We start from the raw sequence: 21,101 nt of genomic DNA on the forward strand, positions 1-21,101 counted from the left end.
CAGCTTACCCTCTAGCATCTTTTATAGCAGCATATGCTTCATTGATACTTTGTGTTTTTTCTTCTGCAAACTTTAGCATATCTTTTGAAAGATCTTTGCTTACGAGAGAATCATAATGATATTCTTTCATTAATCTTCTATAGTTTGCTTTTATTACATCGAAACTATCTGTTTTTTGAGATTCTAAAATTTTATAATATTTATCTAGATTGCTTTGTGGCTGAGTATAGTTTGTTTGGCCTTGAGAATATCTCTGATACTGAAACTTAGAAGAGCGACTATACTTATTTGGATTTATTATTGAAAGACCAAGTATAAGAAAAAATGTGAATGGGAAAAAAAGTATTCTTGGTGCAAATATAAGTAATAGTATACCTATTATAATACTTCCAAAACAAAACCCCAACCACAAAAATTCAAGAAAAACACCTAAAGCAATTATTGCGAGACCTAAGATCATTTTCATATTATTATAAAACCTTTTTATTTCTATAAACGGATTATACAATGTTATTGTAATTACACAACCGTAATAGACACTTATTAATTAAATAAAAATCTAATTTTATGAAGCTTATATATCAATATCTACTAAATCAAAAGGAACACTATATGTATATCAAACTTTTAAGTTAATTAAAGGAGTTTGATATGGCAGTTAAAATCACAGATGAATGTATATCTTGCGAAGCTTGTACGCCAGAGTGTCCAGTTTCAGCAATTTTAGATGAGGGTAATGAAAAAAATCCACAAGATGGTTTTTTTTATGTTAAACCTGAGAGTTGTGTAGAGTGTGTCGGTCATGCTGATGAGCCTAGATGTGTTGAAGCTTGTCCAACAGAAGGTGCAATTGTATGGGATATGCCATACACAGTAGAATTCAATGATTACTTCAATAGTGGACATGATGCTGGAGAATACAACATTCGTGTTCACAAGAAAAAAGGCTTAATGCTACCAGATCAAAAAGAGCAGCCCTTTATTTCAGAGATATCTATGGGTGAGCGTGAATCTAAAGCAAATATTGCTCGTTGGTAATAACAACATGTCAGTAATCATTACAGACTCATGTATAAATTGTGACGCTTGTGTAGATGAGTGTCCAGCTACTGCTATTGTTAGTGTGGATGATGCTCCAGTAGATACTGAGTACACTTACGTTAAACCTGAAAAGTGCATAGAGTGTGTTGATTGTACTGTTCCCAAGTGTGCTTATGTATGCCCTAGTGAGGGCGCAATAATTTGGGATATGCCATACATAGAAGAATTTAACGATTATTTTATGTATGGTGATGCTGATGGAAAATACAAAATTCGTGTACACAAGAAAAATGGTGTTTTCTCTCCATTAAATCAACCCCGCCCTTTTAGAGAAACTATCTCAATAGAACAAAGACAAAACAAAATGGTTGTAGAAATATAATCCTCCAAGGAACACTTTATGAATAACTATCTATAAGAAATATAGAAGTTAAGGATAAACAAATGAGCTGTTCCTCATCACATGATTCAACTAATCTAAGTAAAGAAATTATAGATAAAATAAATGCACACCCTTGCTATAGTGAAGGTGCTCATCAACACTACGCCAGAATTCATCTAGCAGTTGCTCCAGCGTGTAATATTCAATGTAACTATTGTAATAGAAAATATGATTGTTCAAATGAATCACGCCCTGGTGTTACAAGTGCTAAACTATCTGTTGAGGATGCAGTAAAAAAAGTTCTTTATGTTGGATCTGATATCTCGCAACTCTCAGTTGTTGGTATTGCCGGTCCAGGTGATGCACTTGCAAATCCTAAAAAAACTTTTGAAACATTTAGACTATTACAAGAAAAAACACCTGACTTGAAACTTTGTCTCTCAACAAACGGTTTAAGAATCGCTGATTATATAGATGAAATAGTTAAATACAATATAGACCACGTAACTGTAACTATAAATACTATTGATGAGAGTGGTGAAATTGGTAGTAAAATCTATCCTTGGGTTCATTACAATCATAAAAAAGTTTGGGGCAAAGAGGGAGCAAGACTTCTTTTACAAAAGCAACTAGAAGGCATTAAAATGCTTACAGACAGAGGTATTTTAGTAAAAGCGAACTCTGTATTGATTCAAGACATAAATGGCAAGGATCTTCCAAATGTTGCTAAAAAGTTAAAAGAGTTAAATGTGTTTATTCATAATATTATGCCTTTACTATCAAGTCCAGAATTTGGAACTAAATTTGGTCTTGATGGTGTACCAACAACAACTGATCAAGAGGTTATGGAAGCACAAAAAGCATGTGGAGTTGATATGAAACTTATGAGCCATTGTCGCCAGTGTCGTGCTGATGCAGTTGGGCTTATCGGAGAAGATAGAGGAGATGAGTTTTTAAAAGACAGTTTCATAGATATGAGTTTTGAAGAGCTAGAGGTAAGCTATGACTTGGAGGGAAGGAAACAAAAACATAAAACTATTGAAAACTGGAGAAAGCATTTAGAACTAGCTAACAATAGGATAAAACTTGAGAAGGCCAGTAAAAAAGAACTGAGTTCAAATGGAAAAACCAAACTTGTAGCTGTAACAACTGCTGGAGAAGGCATGATAAACATGCACTTTGGTTCAGCACAAGAATTTTTAATCTACGAAGCTGGAAATAAAGCTATCAAATTTGTAATGCATAGAAAAATTGAGAGTTCATACTCAGGTGCTGATTATGGTGTAGACTATGACCCTATTGAAGAGATAAAAAACTCTCTAAAAGATTGTGATATTCTTCTTACTGAAAAAATTGGTGAATGCCCTATGAGTGACTTAAATGAGATAGGGCTTATATGTGATGAAAATTATGCAAATGAGCCAATAGAAAAATCAGTCTTTGACTCCGTACAAAAGCATTTTTACCAAAAGACAAAAGAGATTGGTTAAAAATGTCTATCATAAATGACACCACTCTAAGAGATGGTGAACAAGCTCCTTTTGTAGCATTCAATACACAAGAAAAGCTAAAAATTGCCCAGCTTCTTTATGAATCTGGAGCAGATGAACTTGAAGTTGGTATACCTGCAATGGGTAAAAAAGAGCAAAATGACATTAAAGAGATACTTGCTCTTAACCTTCCAATACCGATTATGACTTGGAACCGTGCTACTATGAGTGACTTGGAAAGTTCTTTAGAGTGTGGAGCTAAAGCTGTTGATTTATCAATACCTGTTTCACAAACACTAATAGATGTTAAGTTCAATGGTAATAAAGATAAGCTTTTTAAAAACCTAGAAGATGTCATAAAACTAGCGAAAGATGAGGGTCTTTTTGTTTGTATCGGAGGGGAAGATTCTAGTCGCGCTGATAGTGAGTTTTTAAAAGAGGTTTTAAGCATTGGCAAATCTTTAGGGGCTGATAGATTTAGGTACTGTGATACAATTGGCATACTAACTCCTATGAAAACTTATGAAAATATTTCATATTTATCATCGTTGAATCTAATAGATATAGAGATGCATACTCATAATGACTTTGGTATGGCTACTGCAAACTCTATAGCTGGTATAGAAGCCGGAGCAGTTAGTGCAAACACAACTGTCATTGGACTTGGTGAGAGAGCTGGAAATGCTTCGTTTGAGCAAGTATTGATGAGTTTAAAACATCAATTTAATGAAGATAGAAACATAAATGCTTCCAAACTTCAAGAGTTGGTTCAATGTGTCTCTGTTGCTGCAAATAAACCAATTGGTAGTTCTCGTCCCATTGTTGGAGAAAATATATTTTCTCATGAATCTGGCATACATGTAAATGGTATGTTGAAAAACAAAAGTGCTTACGAAGCATTTCAACCAGAGCTTGTTGGCCTTCATAGATTCTTTCCAATTGGTAAACACTCTGGGACATCAACCCTGCTCTACCATCTAAAACAAAGTGGCATAAAACCAATAACTGCTAAAGTTCAAAATATGCTTCCCTTAGTAAGAGAGATGGTTACAAATAGAAAAAAAGTTTTAAATCCCCAAGAACTTAAAGAGTTATACCTATGTTCATAGGTTGGATTAGAAAAAATAGTTTTTCTATAGACTTAGAGGAGTTTAGCTCACATGTATTTATAGATAAGACATTAGTTACAAAAACGTTTGAACAAAACAACTCTTTATGTTTTGGAGCGTATGAGCAAAACAAGTTAGTTGCTTTTATATCCGCTACTGAACTTGAGCAAACTATACTAATCAACAATTTTTACTACACAAATGAAATAGATGATGATATAAAAAAGAGAATAATTAAACTACTTCTAAACAATCTTGATACAGCAATAAAACCTATTCTTGTTATGTCAACAAAAGATGAAAAAGAGATACTAATAGAGTTTGACTTTAATGAATATGCAAAATTTAAAAAAGCAATGTATACCGGTGGAGCTGTATTTAACTTCTCAAATGCTACTGCAAAAAGCATCAGTAACGAAAACTTTATACCAATTTTGACTTCTATTGATCATAAAGCATTTAATGAAAACAGAGTTGAATATATAAAAAATAATCTACTAAAACAATCTTCACTTATTTTGTCAACAGAATTTGGATATCAACATTCATATGCAATAAATAAGTCTTACATAAAAATTTCACCATGGGTTATGCAAAGTGGCGCATTTAGCGATGCTGAAAAAATATTAAGAGGCATTATCTACCATAGAGGACTTAAAAAGATTTTTGCTTTTATTCCAAGCGATGTAGAGGAGATAACAAATTTGTATGAGTCTTACAAATTTGACTTGAGCAATGAATATTCACTAATGTATTTAAATTCAAAACCATCAATAGATTTGGATATGGTTTATGCCTTTTGAAGAAAAAATTATTTGTGATTGCGGTTTAAAAACAATCTCGCAAGCAGTTGAAATTTTCAAAGAGACGACTCTTCCATATAAAAAGGCTAAAAAACTTGTTACAGAGTGCAATAAAACTTGCTGCAGAAGGCCATTGATGGTTCTTTACAACATGGTTCAATTTGGCGAGATTGACTATGAAGAGATAGATTTCTTGATTGATCAAAGAAACGATAGGTAAAGGTAGATAATGAACACTAAACTAAAAGATTTTTCAAGATGGATGAATAGCAAAGGACTTGGTTCAAAAATACCTTCTGATATAGAAAAACTAGAGAGTTTATCTGTTTTAGATTTAACAAAATGTAAACTAATAGAACTTCCTGAGAGCATCAGCAATCTTGAAAACTTAACAGTATTAAAACTCTCTGGAAATAGATTAACTCAACTTCCTAAAGAGATTGGTAAACTTAAAAAACTTAGAAATCTGCAGTGTGAAAATAATCTTTTAGAAGAACTTCCTAAAAGTATAGGTGAACTTGAATCACTTGTTATTTTAAATCTTAATGGAAATAGACTTACATGTATTGTAGATGAGCTGTTTAATCTAACAAAATTGACAAGACTAACAATCGCAGCAAATTCTCTACATGTTGTTTCGCCAAAATTGAAAAATCTGAAAAATTTACTATATTTTTCACTTGATACAAACAGCTTAAAAGAGTTGCCAGATGCCTTTAAATCTATGTCCTCGCTATACTATTTAGACCTTTCTTACAATCACTTTACTAAACTTCCAGAGTCCATAGGAAGCATTAAAGAATTGGAGACACTTTTACTTGAGGGAAACAACATTAGTGACTTACCATCTCTTGAGTCTCACGATATGCTGATTAAACTAAATCTAAATGACAACAACCTAAGCAAAATAGATTTTGACATAAGTAAACTAGAAGATTTGCAACTGCTAAGTCTTGATAACAACAATCTAGAATATCTGCCAGATTCTATATGTAAACTGAAAAAACTAAACTACTTAAGTGTAAGTGCGAACAAACTCAAAGAGTTACCATCTTGCATAGGAGAGTTAAAAAACTTACTTGAACTTGATATTGATGAAAATGAGATAAAAGAGTTTCCAGAATCTTTTTATGAACTAACTAAACTAAAAAATCTTTATATTGACGACAACCAAGATTTAGAGAAACCAGATTTGCTAAGTTTGGAGTTTTGTGATGTTTAAGAAGAAACACTCCAGACTAAGTTTTTAAACGCTTTCATTATAGGCTTTTGCATATCTTTCATCATTGTTATTCTTAGTTCACCTATCATATCTTTGTATACAGGACTCGCTTTTATGGGGTCGTCTGCTCTTGCTAGGTTTATAATGCTATGAACACTAAGGTTAAACGGTGAAGGAACTTGATCATTTATGCCATCATATACAGACATAAAAAGGTTGTAGTTATCGTAATCCATCTTGCATTCATCATCTAAAATTTTAAGTGCTAAAATAGTAGCGTATTGAATCTGCTCGTCACTAAACTTATTTGTTTTTGCCCACTCATATACTGTAGCTTGATCATCCATTAGTTTTTCTCCTTAGGTAGATAAATTAACTCTACTTCTGAGTTTCCATCTATATAATCTTTAGTTATTTTACACCCTTGGACATTCTCTTTAGCGGGTAGTTCATACTGAAGTGGCAACATGATTTTTTCTATGATTCCTCTAAGTCCGCGTGCTCCAACACCTTTTTCATCTGCCATCTCAGCAATCTTTTGTAGTGCATCATCACTAAACTCTAAATCAACTCCATCTAGTTCAAATAATGCTTGATACTGTTTTATAATTGCATTTTTAGGTTCTGTTAGTACCTTAACCAAATCATCTATTGTCAATGGATTAAGAGTAGTTATTACAGGTATTCTTCCTATAAACTCAGGTATAAGGCCAAAGTTTATTAAATCTTTTGACTCTATTTCTTTAGAACTTGCAACTACTTCTTTGCTTGTTAAAAAACCCATCTCTTTAGTTTTATTTTTCTTTTTAGTATCTTCATCATCAACCAGTCCAACAAAGGCACCACCACAAATAAATAGTACATGCGTAGTGTCAAAAAGAACTGTTTCTGCAGATGAACTTTTTCTGCTGCCTTTGAGAGGAACATAAACATCTCCACCCTCTAAGATTTTAAGAAGACCCTGTTGCACACCCTCACCGCTTACATCCCTGCCACTTGTAGCACTCTCACTTTTATTTGCGATTTTATCTATCTCATCTATGTAGATTATACCTTTTTGAGCTTTTTCAAGGTCAAAATCAGCTGATGCCAAAAGACGGGACAAGATTGACTCAACATCTTCGCCAACATACCCTGCCTCGGTGAGTGCTGTTGCATCTGCAACTGCGAAAGGAACATCCATAATCTTCGCTAAGCTTTTTGCGAGAAGTGTTTTTCCACTACCTGTTGGGCCCACTAGTAAAATATTGCTTTTTTCAATTTCTATATTGTTATGTACAGGTTTATCTATTCTTTTATAGTGTGAATATAAAGCAACACTAAGAACTTTTTTTGCCTCATTTTGACCTATGACATAGTTATCAAGATGCTCTTTGAGTTTTGTTGGTATAGAGAGTCCTTTTTGAAACTCACTTTTAGCTTTTTGTAGTTGTGACTTATGTAAAACCAACGAGCATGTCTCTACACACTCGTTACATATATGAGATTTTTCAGCACTAAATATCTTCTCTACCTCATCAGAGTTTTTGCCACAAAAATCACATGTAAATTTTTCCATTATAAAGCCTTTAAAAACTCATCTGTACTATTTTGTATGAGTTGTAAATTGTGTGCAGATATAAAATTTTTCTCTTTTTTTGAGTACTCTTCTTTGTTTGATACTACATAACCATCTTTTAAATTTAGAGTAAGTTCATTTGCAACCATTCTGTAAGTATCACGAGAGAAATCAACACCTAAAAATAGATAGCTTTTATCTTTTTTATACTCTTTTAAAAATGTCGGCATTGCAAACCCACCCATAGCTTCTGTAAGCCAGTCAACAAAGTCTGCATCGCTTATGATGAAATTCCTATCCGGGAGCATACAGCCCATAGGTTTAAAAAGAATTGGTAAAGAATCATTTAAATCTTCTTTATCAATCTCACTATATTTTTTGCTATCTAAGTCATACTTATAGACTACAAATCTATCATTTGCTGCCATTATTCTCGATATACCTGTAATCATAAAATGCTCTACATCATCATAGACTTTGCATCCACTATCATCAAGATTTAAATCAATCATATACTTCGGTTGAATACTCTTAAAATAGTTATATGTAAATGGCAACTCATACTCTTTTGAAGCATATATATGATTTGTCATTTGCACAATAAAGTCACGACCTCTTCTATGTTCTAAACTCATAGCAGCTCTTGAGTACTCATACATAAGTCTTGAACTCATTGCACGACCACTGTTTAGTGAAAGAATCATACTATCACTATCATACGGGAGCGTGCTTCCATCTGTTGCTTTTGTATTTTCAAACACTCTCATACCAACAAATGGTACTAAACTTCCATCTTTAAGGCTTTGTACTAAATTATCCATGACATCCAACTCCTGTATAACTAAGATAAGCTTTATTTAACTCAACTCTCAAACGTTCTAAATCCAACTCTTTACTTAAATCATTTGGCATATCAATGTAAAAAACTGAACCGTCTTTACCAATGAGAAATAAAGACTTGGTAAGCTTGTCTTTTAAGCTACCACTTACTAGTTTTGTACCGTACATATCTCCAAATTCATCTTCACTATCTAAAACTACCTCAAATTTTTTGAGTCTATTTTTTAAAATATTTTGTGATTCATACTCTTTATCAAAAATCATATAACACTTTATGGGAACTTGTATATCACTTATAAACTCATCTATCTTGATTATCTCATCAATAGAGCTATCATCTACATGTGTAAACGAGACCAATAGTGTCATAGATTTGTCCGGATGGCTTCTTTTTATCTCTACTCTTTTGCCATTTATATCTTGAACTTCTATATTCTCAGCCATATAACCAACATCTATAAAATCTTCACATAACTCTATAAGCTCATCATTGTATATTATTTTAGATTCCATACTTTTTCACCTTATAGCCTATTTGCCTTTGTGTAATACCAAGAACTTTTGCAGCTTCAGCTTGATTGTATTCAGTCTTTTTTAAAGCACTTATCAAAGCCTCTTCTTCTACCTCATCAAGAGTCTTATTATCTAAGGAAAATGAATCACTAGAAGTAACCACTCTATCATTGCCAAGTGCTGGTAAAAGTAAGCTCATCTCTGAAGCTGTAATTCCATCTTCGCTTCCCATAAGTACGATTCTCTCTATTGTATTTTCTAGTTCCCTAACATTTCCTGGCCAAGGGTAAGCCATAAGGTTTGCCATTGCTTCATCAGTTATTACAACATTTTTTTTATGATTTTGCATTGAACGCTGTAAAAAGAAATTAACTAAAAGCTTTATGTCATTACCTCTTTTTCTAAGGGGTGGAAGGTCTATTGGTATAACATTTAGTCTGTAGTATAAGTCTTCTCTAAACTCTCCGTCTTTTACCATCTGCTCCAAATCTCTGTTGGTCGCAGCCACTAATCTTACATTTACATGTATAGTCTTAGACCCACCAACTCTCTCAAACTCTCTCTCTTGAAGTACACGTAAAAGTTTTACCTGCGCTGATGCACTAATATCTCCAATCTCATCTAAAAAGAGTGTACCGCCGTCTGCTAACTCAAACCTACCTTTTCTTGTCTCTTTAGCATCAGTAAATGCACCCTTTTCATGTCCGAATAGTTCACTCTCTAGAAGACTATCTGTAATAGCCGCACAATTTAGTTTTATAAATGGTTCTTCTTCTCTTTTACTTCTTTTATGTATAGCTGAGGCTACCAACTCTTTACCGGTTCCTGTTTCGCCTCGCACTAAAATAGTTACATCACTTCCGGCAATTCGGTCTATAACTTTATACATATTTTGCATCTCTTTTGAGTCGCCAATAATGTCACCAAAATTATGTACCTTAGAGTCCCACTCCATTTTATAATATTGTTTTAAATCTTTGAGTCTCTCTTTTTCTAACTCAACAGCCATATTTGAGCTAATATATTGAGCAAATAACGAACTTACAATAGATAAAGCTCTTACCGTTGCATCAAAATCAATCCGTGTGTTTTTTGTTAAGTTAGCGCCTATAACACCAACAATATTGTTTTCTGCTATTAAGGGTACTGCTATATACGAAATTGTCTCACTGTTTTTATTTCCTGACTTATTTAAAAAAATAATATCATTATGAATATTCTCTATTACAACAGGTTCCATACTTTTTGCTGCAAGACCTGTAGCACCTTCACCTAGTTTATACTCAGATATAGCTTTTTGATGTTTGTTAAAACCTATGGATGCGAAAATATGAAGCATCTCGTCCTCAAGTTTATATATTACACAGTTACCTAGGTCCAAAGAGTTCTTAAGTGCCATTAGAGATTTCTCTAATGATTTTTGTATATCTCTTGAATCTGAAATCAAAGATGCGATATCATATATTACTAATAGTTCTTTATGTGTTAAGCATGTCTCACAACTTTTTTTCATATCTCTCTTCTTTATTTAATATGCTATATTATATATTTAAGTGTAAATTAAATATACAATATGGTGTTCATATATTAATCAGTCTGCGATTTTTTTACAAACGGTCTCTTGTGGTAGATTTTTAGGCTCTGGTTTTATCCACCAAGTTTCACCATTACTAAGTTCAACCTCACCACCCCATTTCTCATCACTATCAAACTCTATGCTTTCTATAGTCTCTTCCATATCTTTCTTAGCTATGTAGAAATATATAGCATCTCCACTCTCTCTTAACATTACTTTTGCCATTTTTATATCCTTTTATTAATTTGTAAATATTTTCTGTAGTATTAACATAAACTTATTATCTTCATACCAGACTTTAAAATATCCCTTTTTTGGCTCATTGATTAAAATTGATTTTCTTAATTTCAAATTCTCATCAGCAAAATCATCACGATTATGAGCTCCTCTACTCTCTTGCCTTTTGAGCGCACTTAAAACCACAGTTTCTGAAACTTCGAGTGCATTTTTTAACTCTAAAATAGAGCTAAGTTCAACATTGTTTTGCCTGCTTTTGTCTATGCAGTGCAAGGTTGCAGTTTCTCGCCGTAAATATTTTAAATAGTCAAATGCCTTTGTTAAGCTCTCTTCGCTTCTATGAATCCCAGCCAAATCAAACATTGTTTTGCCCATGCTAATTCGCATAGAGTTAAAGTTTTTTGAGCTCTCTTTATCAAATATCCAGTCAACCATTTTTTGATCTTTTGCAACAATATTGTAATCAATAGGCAGATACTCTTTACTTTTAGAAAATTTCAAGGCATTTATACCAGCCAGCTCTCCAAACACTGCACCATCAAGTAAAGAATTACCGCCGAGTCTGTTTGCTCCGTGAACTCCGCTTACTGCACACTCTCCGCAGACAAAAAGACCTTTTAACTTTGCTTTAGTCATATCAGACTCTATACCGCCCATACTGTAGTGTGCGACTGGCTTAACGGGCAACAACTCTTTTGATATATCTATGCCTGCTTGCATAAAAGCTGTTTTATATAGAGATGGCAGCTTTGCCTCTATGTGCTCAAGAGTAAGATGCCTTAAGTCTACAAAAACTTTTCTGCCTGATTCTATCTGTTTTGATATAGCTAAACTAACTACACTTCTAGTATCTAACTCATCTACAAATCTCTCATTTTCATTATTGACAAGATAGCCACATTCGCCACGCGCAGCCTCACTTACTAGATAATTTGTTTTTATCATTCCAGTTGGATGAAACTGTACAAACTCCATATCTTTTAGATTTAATCCTGCACGAAGAGCTATAGCCTGCATGTCACCAGAGTAATCCTGTGCATTAGTACTAAAACCTCTGTATAATCCAGCATATCCGCCACCAGCTAAGATAACTGACTTTGAAGGATAGACCATAACAGATGAATCAAACTTTCTTAAAACTACTACTCCACTTACTCTGTTGTTTAAGGTAGTAAGGTTCATAACAAAATTGTTGACTAAAAATGTAACACCAAGTGTTTTTGCTTTTTTTATAAGCACTTGCATTATCGCAGAACCAGTTTTGTCACCTACGTAACAAGTTCTTTTTGAACTACCACCTCCAAAACTTCTTTGAGCTATAGAGCCATCTTCGTTTTTGTCAAACTCCACACCATACTCAACTAGCTTTTCTATGATATTTGGAGCTTTATTGCACATGTATGAAATTGCGTTTTTATTTTCTAATCCAAAACATGCTTTTATAGTGTCTTTTATATGACTTTGTATCTCTTCTTCGTTACTTGAATCTAGGACAGCATTTATGCCACCGCTTGCTAAAGAACTGTTTGACTTAAACAGGTTTCCTTTTGTAATAACTGCTACTTTATTGTTAGATTTTTTTGCCTCAATTGCTGCCATTAGTCCAGCTATACCGCCGCCAACAACTATGATGTCATATATCAAAACTACAACCTGTAAAGTAAGTCATATCTTTTTCTATCTACTGACTTTACTTTTGATATCGAACAATTTTCTTTTACATGTACCGGCACTTTTGAGGCAAATAAGCTACTTATAATCCCAGGAGTAGAACGCACAAACTGGAGTGCGAGTTGTATATCGCTAGTTAGCGTCATAGTGTCATCTAGAACAGCACCTGTTTCTGCCGAGAATGATTTTTTAAATAGCTTCATTTGAAGCAAAGATGATGAGCTAATAACCCCAATATTTAATCTGTGTGCGGCTTGAATGATTGTACACTCTTCCTTATTCACCACTTGTGTTGGAGTTGTATAGGCATTTGTCTTTGCCATATTAAAGGGCAGTTGAATATATTTGAATCGATGGTTTTCTCCACCAACTTTAACAGCAATCTTTAAAAGCTTTTCTAAACTTATTAGCTCTTGATTCTCAGCCGTAAATCCATTCCAGACGCATACACCATAAGAGTTAAACAAACCCTCATCTGCAAGCTTTTCAAACCTTGCAAACACTTTCTCAACCATCTTGTAAAACTCTTTTTCACCAAGTTTTAGCAGTTGCATCTCTGGATTATGTAGATAATATATGTCTAATGCATCAACACCTAAGTTTTCTATACTTCTCCTGCATGAATACTCTAAAAAATCAGGTGTCATACAATGTTGATCTAACTCTATGTCTTCTGATTTTGCTAAATTTTTATCTATTATATTTTCTTCTATCCAAGTGTAAGGATTTTCAGGAAATGGATAATCAAGCTGTATAAAGCCACCTTTTGAACAGATTATCAACTCTTCTCTTTTGCTAATACCCTCTTCAAAAAGCTCTTTTAATGCTTCACCTATCTCTTTTTCACTCTGCCCATATCTATAATTACTTGCTGTATCTACTAAGTTTATACCATTTTTTACAGCTTCTTTAACACCCTCAATATAGTGAAAAACATAGTTTTCCTCTTTATAAGGCTCTGCATTAAAAGTTCCAAGACCTAATTTTGAAAATATTAAATCATTGTGCTTTATATAAAAATCTTTATAGTTTGAAAACTTCTTAGCAAAGTTATTTGTGTCTTTTAGTGTAGCAAACCCCATTATGCACTCTTTTTAGATATTTTTTTTGCGTATAGAATTATTGAAATAATATAAATTAAAATTGACGCTGGTAGTATAAAATTTTCCATAGATAATCTTTCATGTAATATAACTTTATACATTCAAGAAGTGTTCCGTTAGCTACATGTAGAAAATGCCGGTTACCGATGTCTGTTTTTATTTAGTAATATCTATGTGAATTAAGTCTTAGCTCACTATAATGGGTATTAATAAATTGTAACATCATTCTTCAGACTTAAAGGAAAAAAATGCAAATATTAGTTCTTAAAGCAAATAGTGGTCATCCACTTAATAAAAATACAATTATGAATGGAATGAAAGGAGTTGTTGCAGGTTATAAAGCTTATGGAAAAGTACATTTAAATGATAAAATAAGAATTTTAACTGACAATAATCGAGTTATACATGCAGTTGTTAATAAAGTAGAAAAGATGTTAATTAACGATGATAAAGTTGCAATATTCTACACTCAAGAAAATCAAAAAGTTTGGGATCAAGGTTGGCAAGCCTATGTCAATAAAAAAATAATGACAGGTATGATACTAATTAATGAAAATGATCTTCCAGCATGAAAGGTAATTAAATTGCAAAGATCTTACTACTCAAATAGTCTTAATAAATTTATTCAAGATGATACAAACAAAATACTTGGAGAACTTGCAAGACATCATACTCATGCTTTAGAAGATCTACAAAAAAATGCTTGGATAAAACAAATTGATATATTAAAACAAGCATTTTGCAACTATGAACATGGCCATATCTTTTTTGAATTTGCAATTCCAAGAATGGGAAAACGTGTAGACAATATCATTATTATTAATGATTCAATATTCATTATTGAGTTTAAAGTTGGATCAATCACATATGATAATAGCGCAATTGAGCAAGTTATTGATTACTCACAAGATTTAAAAAATTTTCATGAAGGTAGTCATACTCAAAAGTTGTTTCCTATACTAATTTCAACAGAAGCAAATAGTTTTAAAAATACCATCGAGTGCCTACATGAAAATTTATACAAGCCTCTTTTTGCAAATAAAAATTCTTTTCTAAATGTAATAGAAGAATGCTTAAGTATAGGGAAAGAACATGTTATATGTCCTTTATCGTGGCAAAGCTCCATATATAAGCCAACTCCAACAATTATTGAAGCAGCCCAAGCATTGTATAAGGGGCATAATGTTCAAGAAATTTCCAGGTCAGATTCTGGAGCTATAAATTTATCTATCACAACAGATAAAGTCAACAAAATAATTAATAGTTCAAAATCAACAAATAAAAAATCAATTTGTTTTATTACGGGTGTTCCGGGAGCAGGAAAAACACTTGCTGGCTTAAATATTGCAAATGAAAGAATGAATATTGATGAAGGCGAACACGCAGTTTTTTTATCAGGAAATGGTCCATTAGTTGATGTTTTAAGAGAAGCATTAACACGAGATGAAGTTAACAACGCAAAAGAATTAGGAAATAAACTTACAAAAAAAGAAGCTGCAATTAAGACACATGCCTTTATTCAAAATATTCATCATTTTCGAGATGATTCATTAGTGACAGATAAAGCACCAATTGAAAAAGTTGTTGTATTTGATGAAGCACAAAGAGCATGGAATCAAGAGCAAACTAGCTCCTTTATGAAGAGAAAAAAAGGACAGGATGATTTTGAATCATCAGAGCCAAGATTCTTAATTGATGTAATGAATCGCCATGAAGGATGGTGTACAGTTATTTGTTTAATTGGTGGTGGACAAGAGATAAATACTGGTGAAGCTGGATTAGAAGAATGGATTAACTCACTAAAAAACCACTTTCCTAATTGGAATATTTATTTTTCTAATTCAATAGTTGAAGATAAAAACTACTTAAGAGACTATTCTTTAAAAGAGTGGCTACGAATCAATGCTAATATTGATGAAAACTTACACTTATCTGTTTCAGTTAGGTCCTATAGATCTGAAAAACTGTCAGACTTTATTCAATCAGTTTTAGATGTTGATACTTCAATGGCTAAAAACTTATATAAAAACTTTTTAAAAGATGTTTACCCTATATTCGTTACAAGAGATTTTGAGAAAGCAAAAGAGTGGTTAAAATCAAAATCAATTGGAAGTGAAAGAACTGGTGTAGTTGCTTCGTCAGGAGCATATCGCTTAAGACCATTTGGAATAAATGTAAAAAATCAGATTGATGCTCCCGTTTGGTTTTTAAACAATAAAGATGACATTAGATCTTCATATTTTAATGAAGAAGTTGCTACTGAGTTTGATATTCAAGGACTAGAACTTGATTGGACATGTGTGTGTTGGGATGGAGATTTTTATTTCAATAATAACACATGGATGTTTAGAAAATTCAAGGGCACAAAATGGCAAAATATTAATAAGGACATTATAAAAAATTATTTATTAAATGCTTATAGAGTATTACTTACAAGAGCTAGACAGGGTATGATCTTATTTATACCTTATGGAGCAAAAGATGATAAAACGAGATTGCCAGAGTTTTATGATAAAACTTTTGAATACATGAAAGAAATTGGCATACAAGAGGTTTAATAAAGCCTAGTGCTGAGCGATGTCGCGTAACTGAAGTAAACATTAGTTCAATTAAAATATATCCTGAAAAACACAAGGTTAAAAATGGAAATCATAAAAGCAACATTAGAAGATATTCCTCAGTTATGTCAATTGTTAAATTCTCTTTTTCAACAAGAAACAGAATTTTTACCAGATGAGAATGCACAAATAAGAGGACTTACAACTATACTTTGCAAATCAGAGGTTGGTCATATAATAGTTGCTAAAGAATCAAACAAGATTATCGCTATGGTGAACATCTTATATACTGTCTCAACAGCACTTGGAGAGAGAGTTGGTATATTAGAAGATATGGTTGTTTCTCAAGATTATCGTAACCAAGGAGTTGGTTCAAAACTTATAAAATTTGCAATAAAATTTGCTAAGGGAAGTGGCTGTAAAAGGTTAACATTATTAACTGATGAAGATAACAATATTGCTCATAAATTTTATATTAAAGAAGGGTTCAGTCGTTCAACGATGGTGCCATTTCGTATTATGCTAAATGACGATTAAAAAAACAACTCATTCCACCTAGCAAAGGTGGAATAAGAAAGGAAAAAACTATCTTACAGAATCAAAGAAATAATCAGTTTTTCCAGTATCTTTAGTCTCTTCATCAAGATGATCAAGAATAGAGTTTGTAATCCAAGTTAATAGATTTAACGCACCCTTATAACCGCTAATAGAATATCTATGTAGGTGATGTCTATCAAAGATAGGGAAACCAATACGGATTAGTGGTGTATTTGTATCTCTATAAAGCTCTTTACCATAAACATTACCAATCATAAAGTCAACCGGCTCAGTAAACAGTAGACTTCTTAAGTGCCATAAATCTTTACCTGGCCAAATTTGACATTCATTAGCCCAGTCAGACTTGTCAACGATTGCTTGCATATCTGCTTCCCAACCCTTTTTAGGAGCGTTGTTACAAAGAATATGAGTTGGAATACCACCCATTTCTACTATAAATGAAACAAGACCTAGTAAAAAGTCAGGGTCACCATAGATTGCAAACTTTTTACCATGCATGTACGGGTAAGAATCTTGCATTGCATCAACAAGTTGAGCACGTTGAAGCTTTAACTCATCACTAACTTCTTTACCAGTTAACTCTGCTAATTTCACTACAAAAGCATCAGTTCCAGATAAACCGATTGGATTACAAGTTTCATATCCTTGCTTCCATTTGTTTTTAATAGTCTTAGAAGTTTGTATAGTTGAATACTTCTGTAAAGATATAGTTGAACTAGCATTGATAGCTGTTCTTGCTTCTTCTAAAGTTGTACCACCAGCATACAGTTCATACTCACCAGCACCAGTATTCCACTGATCTTCATGGTCACCAATCATAACGATTTTATCGCTAAATGATGCAGCTATCTCTTTTACTTCTTTTAATGAACCAAGGTATGGTTCAAATCCAGGGATAATATTAATTCTCTCTTCATCAAGTACTTTTTCAGATTTTGGAGGATTTAACTGCTCTAAAATCGCTTTAATCATGTTGTCATAACCAGTAATATGGCTACCAACAAAAGATGGAGTATGTGCATAAGTTACAGCAGTATTATCTAGCTCACCCTCAGCATCATCAATTGCACCTTGAACAAAAGCATTCAAGTCATCACCAATAACTTCTGCCATACATGTAGTACTAACAGCAATCATTTCAGGTTTATACATAGCGTTACAATTTCGTAAGCCATCTTTCATATTTGCAAGTCCACCAAAAACAGCTGATGATTCACTCATACTATCTGATACACATGGAGTTGGCTCTTTAAAGTGTCTTGTAAAATATGTTCTAAAGTAAGAGACACAACCGTGAGATCCATGAACATAAGGCATAGTGTTCTCAAAACCTAGAGCAGCCATTACAGCACCTAGAGGTTGACAAGCTTTAGCAGGGTTAACAGTAATTGCTTCTCTACTTAAGTTCTTTTCTCTATAGTCCCAAGACTTTGTCCACTCAGCGATTTCTTCTACTTTAGCAGGGTTCACTGAACCCATGTTACTTTCAAACTCTTGTTTATTTTTAAAAACTTCTTGATACTCTTCTTTTAAAAATAGTTTCTGTCCGTTTACAATATTTTCTACGTCTTGCATATTAAGCTCCTACTTCTTGTTTGTCCCATGGTGCTTTAGTATGAGACCAAACTGGTGAATTCATAGCTAAATCCATGTCTTTAGCAAAAATTGCGAATGCATCATAACCATGGTATGGTCCTGAATAATCCCAAGAGTGCATCTGTCTAAATGGTAATCCCATTTTTTGGAATACATACTTTTCTTTAACACCAGCAGCAACTAAATCTGGTCTTAATTTTTTAACAAATTGCTCTAACTCATACTCATTTGCATCATCATAAATAAGTGTACTTCTGCTTAAGTCTTCTTTTGTTCTTTTGTAATCATCACCATGACCAAACTCATAACCAGTACCAATAATCTCCATACCTAAGTCTTCATAAGCGCCAATAACGTGACGAGGTCTTAACCCACCAATATAAAGCATTACTTTTTTGCCTTCAAGTTTTGACTTATATTTAGCAATAACTTCATCTGTCATTTTTGTATACTTAGCGATTACAGCTTCAGTATTTGCTACAATCTCACCACCAAAAAACTCAGCAATTTTTCTTAAACTTGCAGTCGTATTACTTGGACCAAAAAAGTTGTATTCCATCCAAGGAATCTCAAACTCTTGTTCCATGTGACGAGAGATATAGTTCATAGAACGGTAACAATGAAGTAAGTTTAGTTTTGACTTTGGAGCGATTGCCATCTCTTTATAAGTAGCATCACCAGTCCACTGAGCGATAACTCTTAGACCCATCTCTTCAAGTAAGATTCTTGTTGCCCAAGCATCTCCACCAATATTATAATCACCAATGATAGCAACATCATATGGAGTTGATTGAAAATCTGATCTTGCACTTGTATCAGTCATAACTTCATCACGTATAGCGTCATTTGCAAGGTGATGACCAAGAGACTGAGAAACCCCACGGAAACCTTCACATGAAACAGCGATAGTTGGTTTTGAACTCTCAGATTTATGCTTTTTAGCAACTGCTTGGATATCATCTCCAATTAGACCAATTGGACACTCTGACTGAATAGATATACCGTTATTTAGTGGAAATAATTCATCAATCTCACTAAGAGCTTTTTTAAGTCTTGTATCTCCACCAAATACAATATCTTTTTCACTAAAATCAGTTGAAAAGTTCATTGTTCCAAATGTATCTATACCTGTAGTACCTGTATAGTAATTTCTTCTACCGCCACGAGAATATTGACCACAGCCAATAGGTCCATGAGAGATATGAATCATATCTTTAATCGGTCCCCAAACAACACCTTTAGAACCAGCATAAGCACAACCACGTTGACTCATTACACCTGGTACGGTTTGTTTATTACTTCTTGTAGTGTCACAAGCACCCTTAACACCTTCTGGTGAATCAACACCTAAATGTTTTGCTCTACTTTTTGCAGCTTTCGCAGGATAAACTTCTAGTACTTCTTTTATCGCTTCAAGCTGTAGTTCTTCTAACATTTCACTCATAATTTCTCCTTTGAGGGTCAAGTAGCTTACGCTACTTTAACTCTATATAGATTCATATCATCTAGTTTTTTACATAACTCTTTAGTAACTTCACCATCTACTGATTTAGAGATTTCACTAATTTGATATTTATTAGTGTAATAAATCATCTTAAATTCACCCTCAGCTTCAGTATTTGTAAAGTAATCAACAAATGCAGTATGAGCAAAAGTTCCCGCTGGAACTGTTAGCTCTTCTAACTTAGCACCTTCTCTAGTCTCACTTGTCAATGTAACAGTTTTACCTGATGCATCAATACCTTCATTTACTTTTTCTATTACCTTGTCAAAAGACACATCGTTTCCTTCACTTGCTGGAAAATGATAACCACATATAAACATAATAATTCCTTTTTAATTTTCTTATTTTTATTTTTTATAAAGAAACTTAGTGAGCTTCTTTTTGTCCCACTACTGCATCATCAGCATCTTCTTCTAAACCAAACTCCATAAGAAGTGCTTCAAGATCATCCATTTCTAGAGGATTTGGAATAACTTTAAAATCATTAGCAATAATTTTTCTAGCTAACTCTTTATACTCTAATGCTTGATCAGATTTTGGTGAAAACTCAACAACTGTCATACGACGTAGCTCAGCACGCTGAACGTGATTTGAACGAGGAACAAAGTGAATCATTTGAGTACCAATTTGCATTGCTAAGTGTTTAGCTAAATCATACTCACGGTCAGTCATACGTGCATTACAAATAAGACCTGCAAGACGAACACCACCTGTATTAGCATATTTTAAAATACCTTTAGAGATATTGTTAGCAGCGTACATAGCCATCATCTCACCAGACATAACGATGTAAATCTCTTGTGCTTTACCTTCACGAATCGGCATAGCAAATCCACCACAAACAACATCACCAAGAACATCGTAAGAAACGAAATCTAGCTCATCATCATAAGCACCCTCTTCTTCAAGAAAGTTAATAGCTGTAATAACACCACGACCAGCACAACCAACTCCTGGCTCAGGACCACCAGACTCTGTACACATAATGTAACCCTCAGTTATATCTGTATTATCTTCATTAAATTCACCTGCACCTGATTTACAAACATCTTCTAATTCTAAATCTTCAACCGAACCAGCATCAGCAGCAAGTTGCATAATTGTATTTTGAGCTTTTTCATGTAAAATAAGTCTTGTAGAATCCGCTTTTGGATCACAACCAACGATTAGTATCTTTTGACCATAATAGCTACACATTGCTGCCAATGTGTTTTGAGATGTAGTAGATTTACCAATCCCACCTTTTCCGTAAAATGCGATTTGTCTTAGTTCAGCCATATCGTTTCCTTTTTGTCTATTAATTTTGTTTCGCTAATAACATTACATATAGTGTTCCTTAG

23 protein-coding genes are annotated in these 21,101 nt (G+C 33.3%); 10 read left to right on the forward strand and 13 right to left on the reverse strand.

From position 1 onward, the window contains the following. Positions 1-4: 4 nt before the first annotated feature. On the reverse strand, positions 5-466 hold the full coding sequence (locus HUE87_RS07695) for a DnaJ domain-containing protein (RefSeq protein ID WP_194365618.1): 462 nt from the start codon (positions 464-466) through the stop codon (positions 5-7). Between the two features lie 185 nt (positions 467-651). Here HUE87_RS07695 and HUE87_RS07700 point away from each other — a divergent pair, with 185 nt between their 5' ends. From HUE87_RS07700 to HUE87_RS07730, 7 genes are all read left to right on the forward strand, one after another. Continuing rightward, positions 652-1,038 (forward strand): 4Fe-4S dicluster domain-containing protein, encoded by a 387-nt coding sequence (locus HUE87_RS07700; RefSeq protein ID WP_194365619.1) that lies wholly within the window; start codon positions 652-654, stop codon positions 1,036-1,038. A gap of 7 nt (positions 1,039-1,045) precedes the next feature. Then, the gene (locus HUE87_RS07705) at positions 1,046-1,423 is read left to right on the forward strand and encodes a 4Fe-4S dicluster domain-containing protein (RefSeq protein WP_194365620.1); all 378 of its coding nucleotides are present in this window, start codon (positions 1,046-1,048) and stop codon (positions 1,421-1,423) included. Between the two features lie 62 nt (positions 1,424-1,485). Beyond that, on the forward strand, positions 1,486-2,913 hold the full coding sequence (nifB, locus tag HUE87_RS07710; protein WP_194365621.1) for a nitrogenase cofactor biosynthesis protein NifB: 1,428 nt from the start codon (positions 1,486-1,488) through the stop codon (positions 2,911-2,913). A 2-nt stretch (positions 2,914-2,915) separates the two neighbouring features. Beyond that, positions 2,916-4,022 carry a homocitrate synthase gene (gene nifV / locus HUE87_RS07715; protein WP_194365622.1) on the forward strand — a complete coding sequence of 369 codons (1,107 nt, stop codon included), beginning with the start codon at positions 2,916-2,918 and terminating at the stop codon, positions 4,020-4,022. Next, the gene (locus HUE87_RS07720; RefSeq protein ID WP_194365623.1) at positions 4,013-4,825 is read left to right on the forward strand and encodes a hypothetical protein; all 813 of its coding nucleotides are present in this window, start codon (positions 4,013-4,015) and stop codon (positions 4,823-4,825) included. Before nifV ends, HUE87_RS07720 begins: the two co-directional genes overlap by 10 nt. Continuing rightward, positions 4,815-5,045: a hypothetical protein gene (locus tag HUE87_RS07725; RefSeq protein ID WP_194365624.1), complete on the forward strand. Its 231-nt coding sequence runs from the start codon at positions 4,815-4,817 to the stop codon at positions 5,043-5,045. The genes HUE87_RS07720 and HUE87_RS07725 overlap by 11 nt, the downstream gene beginning before the upstream one ends. Before the next feature lie 9 nt (positions 5,046-5,054). After that, positions 5,055-6,047: a leucine-rich repeat domain-containing protein gene (locus HUE87_RS07730; protein ID WP_194365625.1), complete on the forward strand. Its 993-nt coding sequence runs from the start codon at positions 5,055-5,057 to the stop codon at positions 6,045-6,047. On the opposite strand, the gene HUE87_RS07735 is transcribed toward HUE87_RS07730, so the two are convergent. The 8 genes from HUE87_RS07735 to HUE87_RS07770 form a co-directional block, all read right to left on the reverse strand. After that, entirely contained in the window at positions 6,044-6,394 is a 351-nt protein-coding gene (locus HUE87_RS07735) for a hypothetical protein (RefSeq protein WP_194365626.1), read from the reverse strand. The two genes, HUE87_RS07730 and HUE87_RS07735, sit on opposite strands and share 4 nt — an antisense overlap. Then, complete coding sequence (gene clpX / locus HUE87_RS07740; protein WP_194365627.1) at positions 6,394-7,605, reverse strand: ATP-dependent Clp protease ATP-binding subunit ClpX; 1,212 nt, start codon at positions 7,603-7,605, stop codon at positions 6,394-6,396. Before clpX ends, HUE87_RS07735 begins: the two co-directional genes overlap by 1 nt. After that, entirely contained in the window at positions 7,605-8,426 is an 822-nt protein-coding gene (locus HUE87_RS07745; protein WP_194365628.1) for an SIR2 family protein, read from the reverse strand. The genes clpX and HUE87_RS07745 overlap by 1 nt, the downstream gene beginning before the upstream one ends. Continuing rightward, positions 8,419-8,958, reverse strand: coding sequence for a thioredoxin domain-containing protein (locus tag HUE87_RS07750; protein ID WP_194365629.1), 540 nt, complete (start codon positions 8,956-8,958; stop codon positions 8,419-8,421). The genes HUE87_RS07745 and HUE87_RS07750 overlap by 8 nt, the downstream gene beginning before the upstream one ends. After that, complete coding sequence (locus HUE87_RS07755; RefSeq protein ID WP_194365630.1) at positions 8,948-10,471, reverse strand: sigma-54-dependent Fis family transcriptional regulator; 1,524 nt, start codon at positions 10,469-10,471, stop codon at positions 8,948-8,950. Before HUE87_RS07755 ends, HUE87_RS07750 begins: the two co-directional genes overlap by 11 nt. A 78-nt stretch (positions 10,472-10,549) precedes the next feature. Further along, positions 10,550-10,759 carry a putative nitrogen fixation protein NifT gene (gene nifT, locus HUE87_RS07760; RefSeq protein WP_194365631.1) on the reverse strand — a complete coding sequence of 70 codons (210 nt, stop codon included), beginning with the start codon at positions 10,757-10,759 and terminating at the stop codon, positions 10,550-10,552. 15 nt (positions 10,760-10,774) lie between these two features. Continuing rightward, entirely contained in the window at positions 10,775-12,415 is a 1,641-nt protein-coding gene (locus HUE87_RS07765; protein WP_194365632.1) for an FAD-dependent oxidoreductase, read from the reverse strand. A 2-nt stretch (positions 12,416-12,417) separates the two neighbouring features. Then, positions 12,418-13,524 (reverse strand): aldo/keto reductase, encoded by a 1,107-nt coding sequence (locus tag HUE87_RS07770; RefSeq protein ID WP_194365633.1) that lies wholly within the window; start codon positions 13,522-13,524, stop codon positions 12,418-12,420. A 269-nt stretch (positions 13,525-13,793) separates the two neighbouring features. Here HUE87_RS07770 and HUE87_RS07775 point away from each other — a divergent pair, with 269 nt between their 5' ends. From HUE87_RS07775 to HUE87_RS07785, 3 genes are all read left to right on the forward strand, one after another. Further along, on the forward strand, positions 13,794-14,117 hold the full coding sequence (locus tag HUE87_RS07775; protein ID WP_194365634.1) for a hypothetical protein: 324 nt from the start codon (positions 13,794-13,796) through the stop codon (positions 14,115-14,117). Between the two features lie 12 nt (positions 14,118-14,129). Beyond that, the gene (locus tag HUE87_RS07780) at positions 14,130-16,103 is read left to right on the forward strand and encodes a DUF2075 domain-containing protein (protein ID WP_194365635.1); all 1,974 of its coding nucleotides are present in this window, start codon (positions 14,130-14,132) and stop codon (positions 16,101-16,103) included. A gap of 84 nt (positions 16,104-16,187) precedes the next feature. Next, positions 16,188-16,640 (forward strand): GNAT family N-acetyltransferase, encoded by a 453-nt coding sequence (locus HUE87_RS07785; RefSeq protein ID WP_194365636.1) that lies wholly within the window; start codon positions 16,188-16,190, stop codon positions 16,638-16,640. Between the two features lie 48 nt (positions 16,641-16,688). Here HUE87_RS07785 and nifK read toward each other — a convergent pair whose 3' ends face one another. Genes nifK through nifH form a run of 4 tightly spaced genes read right to left on the reverse strand, consistent with a single transcriptional unit; the run spans position 16,689 to position 21,039 of the window. Further along, a complete protein-coding gene (gene nifK / locus HUE87_RS07790) occupies positions 16,689-18,236 on the reverse strand; it encodes a nitrogenase molybdenum-iron protein subunit beta (RefSeq protein WP_194365637.1) in 1,548 nt (515 codons plus the stop codon). Position 18,237: 1 nt separating this feature from the next. Beyond that, the gene (gene nifD, locus HUE87_RS07795) at positions 18,238-19,701 is read right to left on the reverse strand and encodes a nitrogenase molybdenum-iron protein alpha chain (protein ID WP_194365638.1); all 1,464 of its coding nucleotides are present in this window, start codon (positions 19,699-19,701) and stop codon (positions 18,238-18,240) included. A gap of 26 nt (positions 19,702-19,727) precedes the next feature. Beyond that, positions 19,728-20,081 carry a hypothetical protein gene (locus HUE87_RS07800; protein ID WP_194365639.1) on the reverse strand — a complete coding sequence of 118 codons (354 nt, stop codon included), beginning with the start codon at positions 20,079-20,081 and terminating at the stop codon, positions 19,728-19,730. Between the two features lie 46 nt (positions 20,082-20,127). Then, entirely contained in the window at positions 20,128-21,039 is a 912-nt protein-coding gene (gene nifH / locus HUE87_RS07805; protein ID WP_194365640.1) for a nitrogenase iron protein, read from the reverse strand. Between the last annotated feature and the right edge of the window lie 62 nt (positions 21,040-21,101).

It is taken from the genome of Candidatus Sulfurimonas marisnigri (assembly GCF_015265475.1).
In the GTDB taxonomy this organism is placed as follows: Bacteria; Campylobacterota; Campylobacteria; order Campylobacterales; family Sulfurimonadaceae; genus Sulfurimonas; species Sulfurimonas marisnigri.

Coding starts and splice junctions, on each gene's coding strand:
- HUE87_RS07695 (WP_194365618.1), bottom strand. CDS start 466: ATGAAAATGATCTTAGGTCTCGCAATAATTGCTTTAGGTGTTTTTCTT.
- HUE87_RS07700 (WP_194365619.1), top strand. CDS start 652: ATGGCAGTTAAAATCACAGATGAATGTATATCTTGCGAAGCTTGTACG.
- HUE87_RS07705 (WP_194365620.1), top strand. CDS start 1,046: ATGTCAGTAATCATTACAGACTCATGTATAAATTGTGACGCTTGTGTA.
- nifB (WP_194365621.1), top strand. CDS start 1,486: ATGAGCTGTTCCTCATCACATGATTCAACTAATCTAAGTAAAGAAATT.
- nifV (WP_194365622.1), top strand. CDS start 2,916: ATGTCTATCATAAATGACACCACTCTAAGAGATGGTGAACAAGCTCCT.
- HUE87_RS07720 (WP_194365623.1), top strand. CDS start 4,013: ATGTTCATAGGTTGGATTAGAAAAAATAGTTTTTCTATAGACTTAGAG.
- HUE87_RS07725 (WP_194365624.1), top strand. CDS start 4,815: ATGCCTTTTGAAGAAAAAATTATTTGTGATTGCGGTTTAAAAACAATC.
- HUE87_RS07730 (WP_194365625.1), top strand. CDS start 5,055: ATGAACACTAAACTAAAAGATTTTTCAAGATGGATGAATAGCAAAGGA.
- HUE87_RS07735 (WP_194365626.1), bottom strand. CDS start 6,394: ATGGATGATCAAGCTACAGTATATGAGTGGGCAAAAACAAATAAGTTT.
- clpX (WP_194365627.1), bottom strand. CDS start 7,605: ATGGAAAAATTTACATGTGATTTTTGTGGCAAAAACTCTGATGAGGTA.
- HUE87_RS07745 (WP_194365628.1), bottom strand. CDS start 8,426: ATGGATAATTTAGTACAAAGCCTTAAAGATGGAAGTTTAGTACCATTT.
- HUE87_RS07750 (WP_194365629.1), bottom strand. CDS start 8,958: ATGGAATCTAAAATAATATACAATGATGAGCTTATAGAGTTATGTGAA.
- HUE87_RS07755 (WP_194365630.1), bottom strand. CDS start 10,471: ATGAAAAAAAGTTGTGAGACATGCTTAACACATAAAGAACTATTAGTA.
- nifT (WP_194365631.1), bottom strand. CDS start 10,759: ATGGCAAAAGTAATGTTAAGAGAGAGTGGAGATGCTATATATTTCTAC.
- HUE87_RS07770 (WP_194365633.1), bottom strand. CDS start 13,524: ATGGGGTTTGCTACACTAAAAGACACAAATAACTTTGCTAAGAAGTTT.
- HUE87_RS07775 (WP_194365634.1), top strand. CDS start 13,794: ATGCAAATATTAGTTCTTAAAGCAAATAGTGGTCATCCACTTAATAAA.
- HUE87_RS07785 (WP_194365636.1), top strand. CDS start 16,188: ATGGAAATCATAAAAGCAACATTAGAAGATATTCCTCAGTTATGTCAA.
- nifK (WP_194365637.1), bottom strand. CDS start 18,236: ATGCAAGACGTAGAAAATATTGTAAACGGACAGAAACTATTTTTAAAA.
- nifD (WP_194365638.1), bottom strand. CDS start 19,701: ATGAGTGAAATGTTAGAAGAACTACAGCTTGAAGCGATAAAAGAAGTA.
- HUE87_RS07800 (WP_194365639.1), bottom strand. CDS start 20,081: ATGTTTATATGTGGTTATCATTTTCCAGCAAGTGAAGGAAACGATGTG.
- nifH (WP_194365640.1), bottom strand. CDS start 21,039: ATGGCTGAACTAAGACAAATCGCATTTTACGGAAAAGGTGGGATTGGT.